Origin of the sequence: Litchfieldia salsa, assembly GCF_900104555.1 — a bacterium.
Taxonomy (GTDB): Bacteria; Bacillota; Bacilli; order Bacillales; family Bacillaceae_L; genus Litchfieldia; species Litchfieldia salsa.
Genome location: NZ_FNJU01000001.1, coordinates 704,758 through 718,427, shown reverse-complemented (window position 1 = coordinate 718,427; position 13,670 = coordinate 704,758). Strand labels below are relative to the sequence as shown.

General features: G+C 36.2%; 7 protein-coding genes. All 7 read left to right on the top strand.

Annotation, left to right across the window (positions count from 1 at the left end; all coding sequences use genetic code 11):
- Nucleotides 1-21 precede the first annotated feature (21 nt).
- Complete coding sequence (locus BLQ56_RS03110; RefSeq protein WP_090849775.1) at nucleotides 22-1,851, top strand: sensor histidine kinase; 1,830 nt, start codon at nucleotides 22-24, stop codon at nucleotides 1,849-1,851.
- Nucleotides 1,844-3,457 (top strand): response regulator transcription factor, encoded by a 1,614-nt coding sequence (locus BLQ56_RS03105; protein ID WP_175490171.1) that lies wholly within the window; start codon nucleotides 1,844-1,846, stop codon nucleotides 3,455-3,457. The genes BLQ56_RS03110 and BLQ56_RS03105 overlap by 8 nt, the downstream gene beginning before the upstream one ends.
- 31 nt (nucleotides 3,458-3,488) lie before the next feature.
- Nucleotides 3,489-4,613, top strand: a complete 1,125-nt coding sequence (locus BLQ56_RS03100; RefSeq protein ID WP_090850115.1) for a glycoside hydrolase family 88 protein — start codon at nucleotides 3,489-3,491, stop codon at nucleotides 4,611-4,613.
- A gap of 28 nt (nucleotides 4,614-4,641) precedes the next feature.
- A complete protein-coding gene (locus BLQ56_RS03095; RefSeq protein WP_090849771.1) occupies nucleotides 4,642-6,498 on the top strand; it encodes a DUF2264 domain-containing protein in 1,857 nt (618 codons plus the stop codon).
- Nucleotides 6,499-6,519: 21 nt separating this feature from the next.
- Nucleotides 6,520-8,358, top strand: coding sequence for a heparinase II/III domain-containing protein (locus tag BLQ56_RS03090; protein WP_090849769.1), 1,839 nt, complete (start codon nucleotides 6,520-6,522; stop codon nucleotides 8,356-8,358).
- Between the two features lie 406 nt (nucleotides 8,359-8,764).
- Nucleotides 8,765-12,574, top strand: coding sequence for an S-layer protein (locus BLQ56_RS03085; protein ID WP_090849767.1), 3,810 nt, complete (start codon nucleotides 8,765-8,767; stop codon nucleotides 12,572-12,574).
- A 417-nt stretch (nucleotides 12,575-12,991) separates the two neighbouring features.
- Nucleotides 12,992-13,555, top strand: coding sequence for a hypothetical protein (locus BLQ56_RS03080; protein WP_090849765.1), 564 nt, complete (start codon nucleotides 12,992-12,994; stop codon nucleotides 13,553-13,555).
- The last annotated feature ends 115 nt before the right edge of the window (nucleotides 13,556-13,670 follow it).

Genomic DNA, 13,670 nt, shown 5'->3' with positions numbered 1-13,670 from the left:
TCTAGCTAAAGGAGGTTGGTTATGTGGAATTGGATACAGCAAAAGCTGACACCCCACTCTTTTCGTTTTAAAGTGATTTTGACATCTGTTATATGCATCGTCATTCCCGCTATACTTACTTTATTTATAAATAGCTATTTAACGAAAGATGCGATGAAAGAACAAGCGATATCAAATGCAGATCGAGAGTTAAAATTGGCTGGAGAATATGTATCAAAACTATTTGAAGATATGCTATATGCAGCAAATTACATTCAACTTGATTCAGAGATTAGTACGATCCTAAAGAAAAACGCAAATATAGACCTCAATCAAGATAAGATTACGATCCCAAATGAGCAATATCAGGAGTATATGGAATATAGCAAGGTAGCAAAAACAATTGAAAATATTACCTTGCTCGGTGAAAAATCATATGTAACGATTCTTCTTAAAAATGGAAAACACTACACAAACTATCCGATTGATGACTATCAGCCTGAGCAGCTATTTCAGGAATCATGGTTTAAAGAATTAGATGGTGTATATGGATATGAAACCATTTGGATTGGTAGTCAACCAACTGTTTTTAAGTCTGAACAAACACTTAATCCCTATCAGATTTCTGTTGCACGAACACTTCGAGACTCTAATTTAAAGATATATGGTTATGTGATTGTGACGATTATGGAGAATAAAATAAAACAAGCTTTCGAAAGTATTCCAGGTAACAGAGAAATGTTGTTAATTGACGGTTCTAATCATATTATTTCGCATAGAGAAGATGACCAAATCGGCCATTCTTTCCCCTACTTAGAACAAGTCCAAAATGAAGGCTTTTCAAACATCATTGATATATCAAACGAAAATTATCTCTACGCAGAACACTCTATTCCATACACAGGTTGGAAATTAATTTCAATTGTTCCGTATAAACAAGCGATTAGCAAAATCAACTCAATCTTTGACAGAGTTTTCTTTGCGCAAGTGATCTCATTCATTTTATTTTTCTTACTGCTAACATCTATAATGCAAACGATTACAAGGCCGTTAGTTCACTTGGGGAATGTAGCAACAACCGTACAGGGGGGGAATCTGGAAGTTCGAACAAATATTAGAAGTAAAGATGAAATAGGAAGACTATCGAACTCATTTGATCAAATGCTTGATCGAATAAATGAAATGATTAAAGAAATTACGGACACACAGGCAAGAAAACGTAAAGCAGAGTTTGCGATGTTACAAGCACAAATTAATCCGCATTTTCTTTTCAATGTACTCAATTCTATTCGAATGAAGGTAATGAGAAAGGGTGATTATGAGAGCGCTGAAATGATTAGTTCTTTATCAAAACTATTACGTATGACAATTGACAAGGATAAAGGAATGATTTCATTTCAAGAAGAAGTGGACATTGTCAAAGATTTTGTGAAATTAATGAATATGCGACAAAAGGAAAAGGTTCAATTAGAAGTCAATGTATCTCGAGCTGCATATTGTGAAATCATTCCACGTTTTATTTTACAGCCGATTATTGAAAATTCAATGATACATGGTTTAAATCAGAGTGCAGGGATCATTTCGCTCGAAGCATATGTGAACAACAATGATTTTGTCATCATTGTTGAAGATAATGGTCAAGGAATGAATCAAGAAGTATTAGGTGTTCTTAGAAAAAATCTAACCATTAAAACCGATTTGCTGGATGGTAAAAACAAAAAGGGTTTCTCAAGTCTTGGAGTTTCTAATGTATATGAAAGAATGCGAATGACATTTGGTGAAGCATTTAACATGGAAGTACATAGTAATGAGGGTAGTGGGACAAAGGTTAGTATGTATATTTCTAGAGGGGGGAAAAGACCTAATGTATAAAGTGATGCTAGTTGATGATGATTATCCAGTATTAGAATTATTATCTGAAACAATTAAGTGGGAACAATTAGGCTTGAAGCTTCAAAGTACTCATGAAAATGGAGCTAGCGCACTTGAGCATGCCTTAATAGAAATGCCAGATATATTAATAACAGATATAGGAATGCCAAAGATGAATGGGATCGAATTAACGAGAAGGATGAGAGAAATAAATCCAACTATACAAGTGAGTATGCTAACCTGTCACAATGAATTTGAGTATGCTAGACAGGCATTACAGCTTAATGTACAAGATTATTTATTAAAAGATACCCTTAACCCAGAAGACTTAACTGCTGTATTAATAAAGGTAAAAGACAATCTAGATAAAGAGAATGAAAAGAAAGTGCAAGAATTTAGGTTGAGACATATCGTTGAACAAAATAGAGAATCAATGAAACGAGATTTCTTGAGAAAGACCATTTATCAGCCAATCTATGATGAAGATGACTGGTATGAAGAAGCAGCATCATTGGGGATAGAGTTAAGGAGTAGGGCTTATATTCCTACACTATGCTTTATGCAAAATTCTCGTTCGGCAAAGGATTCTTTTATTTCTGAAGATACATTGGTATTTTCAATTCAGAATGTGATTGGTGAAGTCCTTAGGGAGTATAATAATCATTCAGTTCATATGACTCATTCGATCAAGGAATCTTTCATTCTATTCCCGTATAGCTCAAACCTTAAATCAGATTGCTATGGAGCAGCCACTGATTGTATGAGAAAAATTCAAAAAGTTATTTTAAACACGTTGAATATTTCACTTTCATTTATCATTGGTGACGTTTTCGATTCACAGAAATCATTTAGGGTAGAACTAGATCATTTATTACAAAGTACAAACCAACGCTTCTATATGGAAAAGTCTTCAATTGAGAAGAAGAAACCTGAGTCAAAGGTGACTGAAGGGTTATTCTCTTTATATGACCAGGTATCAGTGGAAATTAGACAATTAATCATTGAGAGAGATTTGAAAAATGTGACTCCTATTTTAACAAATTGGACTGATTTATTTAAAGAAAGAGGCTACTCATCAGAACATGTTAAGGATTGGGTGTTAAAGCTCTTACTAGATTTAAAGGTTAAATTAAAGGCACTTCAGTTTTTTGGTACTAATTATTCTGATGAAGTTCTCCATGAGGAAATATTGGGGATTGATTCTTTAGACGAGCTGAGATGTTGGTTAAATAAGTACTTTGAATCTCTACTTTCTGAACTGATAGAAATGGGAACACAATCACGTCGTAAGGAAGTGATTGAGGCTTGTAAATATGTCTCTATCAATCTGGAAAAGAAAATCACACTTGACGAGGTAGCGAACCAACTCTACTTGAATTCTAGTTATTTCAGCCGTTTATTTAAAAAAGAAGTTGGAGAAACATTTGTTGAATATGTGACAAAGGCAAAAATGAATCGTGCAAAAGAATTGCTAGAACAAACCATCGATCCGGTTGGGAAAATATGCGAACGATTAGGATATGACAATCAAAGTTACTTTATCAAAGTATTTAAAAGCTACGTAGGCGTCACCCCAATTGAATTTAGAGGAGAAAGGGTTGGCTAATGTGATTATTCTAAAAGAAAAAGGTGAGAAGATGAGTGATTTACAATGGGTAAATGAAGCCTGGTCAAAAGTGAATGCGAAGGTATTGAGAACGAGTAAAAAAATAGGGGCCAACTTTCCACATGCCAGTGTCAATGGTACCTATCAGTTAGAAAAACCATATTGGTGGACTGCCGGATTTTGGCCTGGTTTACTATGGTTAATATACCGTGATACAAAAGATGAATCTTTAAAGACAATCGCTGAACAATGTGAAGAGAAATTGGATCATGTGATCACAGATTATTATAAGCTTGACCACGATATGGGTTTTATGTGGACACTAACAAGTGTTGCAAGATATAAGCTGTTAGGTGAAGAGGATTCAAAGAGACGTGCCCTTTTAGTCGCAAATTTACTATTAGGGAGATTCAACTCACAAGGAAACTATATTAGAGCATGGAACCCTTGGGCGGAAGGGGAAGACAATTCAGGTTGGGCGATCATAGATTGCTTAATGAATTTACCTCTTTTATTTTGGGCAACAGAAGTGACCGGAGATCCTAGGTATCGTCATGCTGCTAAGAAGCATGGGCAAACTGTATTAGAGAATTTTATCCGTGAAGACGGCTCTGTCCATCATATTATTAGGTTTGATTCTGAAACAGGTGAACGAGTTGAGGCCATCGGTGGTCAAGGATTTGCACCAGATTCGGCCTGGTCCAGAGGGGCAGGATGGGCATTATATGGATTAGCCTTACTATTCAAACATACGAATGAAGATAAATATCTCCAAGCAGCAAAAAGAGTTTCCCATCATTTTATCGTAAATTTACCAGAAGATTATGTACCACATTGGGATTTTAGACTACCAGATGACATTACAAAATATAGAGATTCCTCTGCAGGTGCAATTGCAGCATGTGGTTTACTCTTATTAGCTAATCAGGTTACCCAAACCGAATCAAAAATCTATAAGATTGCTGGTACTAAAATCCTTAAATCTTTATACGAAAACTATGGTGATTGGGATAATGAGAATCAGGATGGCATGATTCTAAGTGGAACGAGTCATTTTCCAGAAGGTAAAAATATTAATGTCCCACTTATTTATGGTGATTACTATTTTGTAGAAGGTCTTGCAACATTAAAAGGTGACAAAGAATTGTTTTGGTAGGTTAATGATGAATAGGAAGTGAATCCATATGATTAGCAATCATTCACCAGCTACATCCAATCCATTAAAAACAAGGGATGACTTTAGTAATTTGTTCAAACAATTATGCGCGTCCTTAAAGCCTTATTATAGTAAAGGCTGTGCTCGGTTGAAATTAGGGAACACGAGCGCAGCGTACCCCGATTCAGTGGCTGAGTTTGAGGGCTTTTCACGAATTTTGTGGGGATTGGCTCCGTTTCTTGCTGGCACAGATGAGGACGATGAGATGTGGGAGGTGTATCTTGAAGGAATTAAGAATGGGACTAATCCCCATCATGCTGAATATTGGGGAGAAATAGGTGACTATGATCAGAAAGCGGTTGAAATGGCTGCCTTTGGCTTAGCACTTCTTCTGATTCCGGAAAAAGTTTGGGAGCCTCTAAGTGAAGAAGAAAAACAACATTTTAGCAATTGGCTAAATCAGATTAATAGAGTTAAAGTGTGGGACTGTAATTGGCTGTTCTTTCCGGTTCTTGTGAATTTAGGCTTAAAAAATGTGAGACTACCATATGATCAAGGCAAAGTAGCCGAAAATCTGGATCGAATAGATCAATTTTATCTAGACAATGGTTGGTATTCTGATGGATATGATGGTCATAGTGATTACTATGTACCGTTCGCAATTCATTTCTATGGACTCATTTATGCAAAAGTTATGGAAAAGGAAGATCCCAAGCGTTCTGAACAATATAAACAAAGAGCAGAGATTTTCGCGAAAGAATTTATTTATTGGTTTTCAGAGGATGGCTCCTCACTTCCATATGGGAGAAGTCTTACATATCGATTTTCACAAGCTGCCTTTTGGAGTGCGGCCGTGTTTGCAGGTATTAAACCATTTTCATTAGGTGTGATGAAAGGACTCATCCTTCGAAATCTAAGATGGTGGTTTGAACAGTCTATCCTAAATCACAATGGAATTTTGACGATTGGTTATGCTTATCCTAATCTTGTGATGGCAGAAAACTATAATTCTCCTGGTTCGCCATACTGGGCATTGAAGACATTTTTGCCATTAGCATTTGATAATGTACACCCATTTTGGAAGGCCGAAGAGGAACCTTTACCAAAGCTATCGGGCAAGAAGCTTCAAAAGGAACCGCATTTAATACTATGTAGAGAGGAAGCGAATAATCATATTCTTGCCTTTAACTCTGGACACTTGACTACAAATGAGCATACTCATACGCCTGCAAAATACGAGAAGTTTGTCTATTCAAATGTCTTCGGATTTAGTGTGCCACGAGCTGAATGGGGCCTTGGACAAGGAGCGTTTGACTCAATGTTGGCGCTAAGCGAAGGAGATAATATTTATCGTGTAAAACGGTATAGTGAGGAATACTCTGTCAAGGAGGACTATATTTTTACAAGATGGAAGCCATGGCATGATGTTGAAATAAAAACATGGCTTATACCAGGTACACCATGGCATATTCGCATTCACTCTATACAATCAAGTAGACTATTGGATACTGCTGATGGAGGATTTGCCTTAGGAGTTGATGGTAAAAACGTAAGTGGAGTTCTTGAACAAATTCAGGGTGAGGACGAATGCTTAGCAGTAATGGGAACAGGATCTAGCGGGATTAGAAGCATATATGGGAATGGAAAGGCAGAGCTTATATTTCCTCATTCAAACACAAATATACTAAACTCACGAACTGTCATTCCAACGATAAAAACGAGAATCAATCCTGGAAATAGCTTACTTGTAAGTGCTGTTTACGGAGAACCAATTGGTAAGAACAGTAGTTGGAAAGAGGTTCCCAATGTGACGGTTTCCGATGATAAAATCACGATTTGCTTTAAGAATGGTAGACCTGTAGAAGTGATATATAAAACTATTTGATCACATCGAGGTGTTTTCTTTTTGGATATCCAAGCTGATGATATTAGAAAATTATTAAACAATCATACTCACTCGCTTTTATTTTCAACCAAAGAAGAGCAAGATAATTGGTTCACACCAATTAATAAAGAACCCACCTTTCAGCCATTATTAGAGGAAATAAGGATAGAGGCTAATAGATTGCTAAGAGAACCCTTAGAAGAGATCCCATTTTCAACGTTTGTACTATATCGGGATGCCGGGTCACGTTTAGAATACGAAACGGTTTATTTTGCTAAAAGAAGAAGATTGAACACATATGCAATTATGGCTTTACTAGAGCCTGATTCATCCATTTTTTTAACAGAGTTACAGAATATAATCTGGTCTATCTGCAATGAGTATACATGGTGTTTATCTGCTCACATAAAATATAGTGCTGAAATGGATACTTATATAGAGCACTCAAGCCTTCAGGGCGAACATATTCAACAAGAGTATACGATAGATTTATTTGCTGCTGAAACTGCCTTCACACTAAGTGAGATTTATAAATTAACAGAGAATATGCTGGATCCCCTTATTCAGAAAAGAATGGTTGATGAAGTCTTTCGAAGAGTGTTGAAACCTTATTATAATCAGTCACCTTTTGAGTGGGAAACAGCCACACATAATTGGGCATCTGTTTGCGCGGGATCAATCGGTTCAGCTGCGCTAAATCTGATTGAGGATAAAGAGAGTCTTTCTATTATATTAGAACGTGTAATTAAGTCAATGGATTGTTACTTAGCGGGGTTCAAGGATGATGGTGCTTGTACGGAAGGCTACGGATATTGGCAGTATGGGTTTGGTTATTACACGTATTTTGCAGATTTATTATACAGAAAAACAGAAGGCTCTATTAATTTATTTCAATCTAGAAAGGTTCATCAAATTGCCCTTTTTCAACAAAAGTGTTTCCTTCATAAGAATCAAGTAGTTAACTTTAGTGATTCTACTCAAAAAGGGACGGTCTTTCTTGGGTTAAGTCACTATCTGAAGAAACTCTACTCTGATGTTGAGGTTCCAGAGAGCGAGCTAAGAGCTTCCTATACTGAGGACCATTGTAGTAGATGGGCGCCAGCATTAAGAAATTTATTATGGTTTGATCATAATGAGAATGGTGAGCCTTGGAGAGATCAATCGTATTATCTTGAGGAATCACAATGGTTTATCTCAAGAAATACGCCATACGTGTTTGCGTGTAAGGGGGGGCATAATAATGAGCCTCATAATCATAATGATATTGGCCACTTTATCCTTCAAGTAAACGGGGAAACATTCCTAAGAGATTTAGGTAGTGGTATGTATTGTGATGGATATTTTGGTGATGAGCGATATTCATTTTTATGTAATGGTTCACAGGGGCACTCAGTTCCAATTATTAATGAGCAAACTCAAAGTGGAGGAAGCTCTCACTATGCGACAAATGTAGATGTTTCGATTAGAGATGATATAGATAAAATCGAAATGGACTTGGCAAAAGCCTATGAGATAGATTCTCTACAAAAACTTAATAGAACATTCATCTGGAAAAAAGATAAGAATCAAGAATTACTCTTAATAGATTCATATCAGTTCAGTGAAGTTCCAACTTCCATTGTAGAACGTTTCATCACGCCTGTACTAAATATAGAAGAAGCTAATGATGGGATAATCTTGGAAGGTGAGCGAAGGTTAAAAATAACATTTGATCATCATCTACTAAATTTTGAGATAAAAAAAGATGAATTTATCAATCACGCCGGTGAAGATGAGCCTTTACTTATCATTGATTTTTCAGTGAGAGAACCAAGGAGAGAGGTCGTAGTAGATTTTGGATTTATTTTTATAGAGAGTTAGAACCTGTTCCGATTGGAGCAGGTTTATTTTTAGTAAATAGCTAGTCCCAATAGTTAAGATGTAAAAATAATAGTAAATGAAGTAAATATAGTGTTATAGAGTTTGAAGAATAATGTGACATAATGAAAGCGCTGACAAACCTTTTGTTCAAACTGTGATAATAAGAGGTTCCACTGGTTAGAACTCATGAGGTTAGTACTGAATCAGCTCACACAAATCTAGTTGACGATGAAGGAGTGATGTACTAGTAAGTGTCTTTTTTAACTATAGCTTATACTCCTCTATGAACCTCACCAAGAAGAAACATTATCTCCTTAGAAACCATCACACCAAAATAAAGTCTAGAATCGCGTAAACGAAACGATCAACTCGTTTGTGTTTTGGGCGAAAGAAAGGATGATAATAAATGATTGTTAAAAGAAAAAAACTCAAAAAAATGGTTAGTTCTTTGTGTGTTGCTTCTATGGTTTTCGGTTCGTTTGCCTTTATTGGAACGAAAGAATCAAAGGCTGAAGAGGTTACCAAATCCATTACAATTGATGGAAACAATGTGGATGAATATAATCGATTCAAAGGGTTTGGAACGGTAACGGCTAATAATACATCTCGTTTGATGTTAGATTACAAAGAGGAGAATCCAAAGGCATACTGGGAAATTATGAATTCACTGTTTAATAAAGATACAGGAGCTGGACTATCACACGTAAAAGTAGAATTAGGTGCTGATGTGAATTCATCTTCTGGAACAGAGCCCGCCACCATGCGTTATATGGATGAACCAGCAAACGTGCTTAGAGGAGCAGGATTTCAATTTGCCGCAGATGCTAAATCGATCAACCCTGATATTACGACTGAAATCTTACGGTGGGGTGAGCCTCGTTTCACATGGAATGGTGCTGCCAATAATGACTATGAAAACAGGTATCAATGGTATAAACAGACTATTGACGCAGTTTATAAAGAATATGGATTTAAACTAGATTATGTAGGAATCTCGCAAAATGAAAGAGCACAAAATAATAATGGGAGAATTGAGCTTGAATGGCTGAAGTATTTTACTTCTAAGATAAAAGAAGAACCCAATTATGATACAGACTACAAAAATATAAAACTAGTAGCAGCGGATGGTTATCGTGATACGAAAACAATTAGTCAAACATTACTCAATCATCCAGACTTGATTGATGAAATTGATGTGATTAGCTCCCACTATGGTTTGACCGGATCCAATGAATTGACTGCATTGCAAAATAAGTTGATTGCTGAAGGAAAAAAGCCAAAGGAAATTTGGGTGTCTGAAGGAATCGCACCAATGATCAATGCAAGGTATCGTGAAAATATGGAGCCACACTATAAAGGGCTTGGAGGAAAAGCTGGAATTATCGATGTCACTTCTCGAATTATTTCAGTTTATTCTTGGACAGGAGCAAGTAGCAATCCACTAAATGCTGTATCTTTCGATTTTCAACCTTCAGTTGCAGCCTTTTACGAAGGTTCATCTTACAATCCGAAACATTTGATAAGTGCGTTTGATCCATGGTCTGGTTTTTATGAAGTGGATGGTGGATTGCAAGGGGTTCGTCATGTTATGAATTTTGTCGGTTATGACGATCATACAACTCCGGAAAATGAAAGATGGATGTATGTAAAGGACGCGACATATAGTGATGGGAATTTCTTTGATGGTGGGGTAGATGTTGATACAAGTACTCATAATTATCTAACAGTAAAAGATCCTGAAACAGATGATTATACAACCGTTTTTGCAAACAATACAAAACAAACACGTAAATATAAAATCAATACAAAAAATCTAAATGGTAAAGAGAATGCAAAAATTTTTGTGTGGGAAACTCGTGGTGCTGAAGAAGGACAAAATGTCGATGAAAATTGGTTTAAAAATATAAACGTAATCACTCCGACAGATGGTGAATATGAAGTTGAAGTAAAACCTTATTCAATCGTAACCATTTCAACATTAGACAAGGAATCAGAGACAGAGAATTTTGAGTATCAATCAAAACCAGTTGATGTATCAAAAGACACAATTCTACCGTTACCATATAAGGATGATTTTGAATATAAAAAGTATCCGGTAGATGAAAAAGGTAGAGATTATGTGGATCGTCGCGGTGGGACTCCACGTTATACGACTGATCAGTTAGCCGCATTTGAAGTCGTGAAGAAAGCGACCAAGCCTGTAAAGAGTGGAAGTGCAGAACGTACAGACTTGACGATTCCTGAGGCAAAAGCTCATGGGAATATGCTACAACAGAAAATCTCTCATGACATAATTGGAGCAGATTGGGCAGTTTGGGGTGGAGGAAAAGACGGTTCGGCATCTACTAGCAATCCAAACACAACTCTAGGTGATTTCCGTTGGGTGAATTATAAAGTATCTTATGACTTTTTACTAGATACCCATACACCTGAAGTAGAAGGTAGAAGTAACTATGCTTTAATTGGTGTAAGACAAGTGAAGGCTGGTGGAACAGACTCTCATGCACCATACAATGCACGAGTATATTCAAATGGAAACTATGAAATCCTTGAACTGGGGGATATTGTAAATAGTGGAACAATCGAGAATTTTGATAATAAGGTATGGCATAACCTAGCTTTCGAAGCGAAAGAAAATGAATTTACTCTTTTTCTAGATGGAGCAGAAATCAGCAGCTATATTGACGGGGATTCAACAGTTATGGCTGGAAGGGTTGTCATAGGTTCTGGTTATTATGAAACACTTTTCGATAATTTGCGTATAGATCCAATTAAAGGATATACGTATGAATCAGATAAATATGATAGTGCACAAGGAAAGATATTCGATACGGAAGAAGAAGCTTTGAATAATACTGACACATTAAATCCGATAGGGTATGTTGGAAAATGGAACTATACACAAGCAGGATACGCACATTTTAACCGTACACAAATGACAGCAGTAACAAATGTACCGGTATGGAATGGTGTAACTGTGGGGCATAGGGACACTACAACAACTCAAGGTACTTTGAACAAAGTGTTTTATTCCGGCAGTTGGGGATCAAATGGCTCAAATGCCTGGGGAGCAACTGGGAATTCCTTTGAAATAACATTTAAGGGAACAGAAATTAGGTTATTTGGGGTAACAAACCCGTCAAATGGAACAGCAGATGTTTATTTAGATGGAGAATTAGTTGGTGAGGCTAATTATTCAAACAATAGCCAAATAGAGCAAATGGTATGGAATGCAAAGAATCTAGAAGATGTAGAACATACACTTAAGGTTGTAGCAAAAGACAAGTATACTAGCTTTAGCAGAGCGGAAATAGAAACAACAGACCCTCTTTTAGCAGTAAAAAGAATAGGACCGAATGAAATTGTTAAAGTACAGGACGATGAAGCTTTAATTGGGGATAACGAAAATACCGTTTATGCATTTAGAAAGAATAATGTTTGGGGATCTAATAGTTCGAATGCTTGGGCTAATTTTAATGATGCCCCATATATTTATATAAACTTCACAGGTTCAGGTATTGATTATCTTAGTGGGACTGGAGATAAATCTCTATACAATTTTGAGCTTGATGGAGTGGATATGGGGAACTTTGCTGTAGATACAGGCACAGGTGTAAGGTACTCAATTAGAGGGCTTGAAGAGAAACCACACACCTTGAAGGTTTCACTGAAAGATAATGCGAAGCAAGAAGACTTTATGGATTTCCGGGCTGTGAATATTTATAGTACACCTAAATTTGATAGTCCTAGTAGTAGTATGATCTTCAATTTTAAGGGATCAGGCTTTAATTTATTCGGAGCTACGTCTGATGCGTTAATTGACGTCTATATCGATGATATTTTAATCGATGAAAATTATCGAATTTATGCTAAAGGTGATAGACAAACATCCTACAATGTTCGTGGACTAAAAGATTCAAATCACACTGCAAAAGTAGTAGTGAAGGGCGGAACGTATGTATTTGATGGGATGGATGTTATTACAGGAAAGAATAAAGTAGAAGTGAATAAGGAAGAGTTACAGAAATTGTATGATGCGAATAAAGAAAAAGATCACAAAAGCTACACGAAGGAAAGCTGGAAGGTCTTCCATAAAGCATTAATAGATGCAAAAGTAGTATTAAAGAATCCGCAAAGCACTCTAGAGAAGGTAGCTTCAGCGAAAATAACTTTACAAGCTGCTTTGGAGGAACTCACTGAAATGACAGGTAACTAAATAGTTTAGAAGATAGGCAGTTTGCATTTGCAAACTGTCTATTCGTATTTTGTAAATGATCGAACAATCTAAATATAAGGCTGTTTTCTCAAAGTTTGTTGTTTTAGACATAAAAATGAAATGGTAGTTACAAGCAGGCTGAATACACGTAGACTCCTGCTCAGACCAGTGGCCAAAGTGAGACCCCACAGGAGCGTTAGCGACGAGGAGGCTCACTGGTCACCCGCCGGACGCGGAGTGTATTCAGCCTGCGGCTTTTAAAAGCAACAATCTATACGAAAACAGCCAAATATAAAAAGTAATTCCATATATAGTAATCTTGATAAACCTACACCTATAGCAATATGGTATACTTGTCTTAAAAGAGATATTTCAAATTCAATGAATGATGAAAATAGTAAAGGTAAGGTGTAAAGAATGTCGGACTTACTAAATAGACTTAAAACAATGAGTACTAAAGAACGAATTGATTATATTTGGGAATATTACAAACTACCAATTATTCTGACGTTGTGTTCCATTTTTTTTATAGGGTATATAGTAAGTAGCTTTCTTAAAGAAGAAGAACCGTTTCTAAATATTATGGTAGTAGATCATGCTCAATCACAAGAACTCAATTCCTTACTCTCCAAAATAAATGAAGAAACACCCGATCAAAAATTCCAAGCGGATTATATTATGTATTCTAGTGAGAATATAAGTAGTGATTCTTACGCACAAGTTCAGAAAATGTTTGCTCATTTATCTACAGGAAGCGTTGACATGATGATTGTAGATCAAGAACTTTTTGACCAACTAATGGACCAAAAGGCTTTCTCTCCAATAAATAATGGAAATGAAGAGTTATATGGGGTAAAGATATCAGATATGGAGCGTTTCAGCGAGATACCTACTTATCAAGATAAATTGATAGGGATCCCTGTAAATTCTCAAAATAGAGACTATATGATTCAGTTTGTAGAAGATAACTTAAAAAAATAATAGATAAAAAGCTTGCTTAGAAGAAATATTTCTAGGCAAGCTTTTTTGTGTAATAGAGAAGAGGGTGTGACACTTTCCTAAAACAAAAGAGCTCATGCAATGATAAACCTCTTGC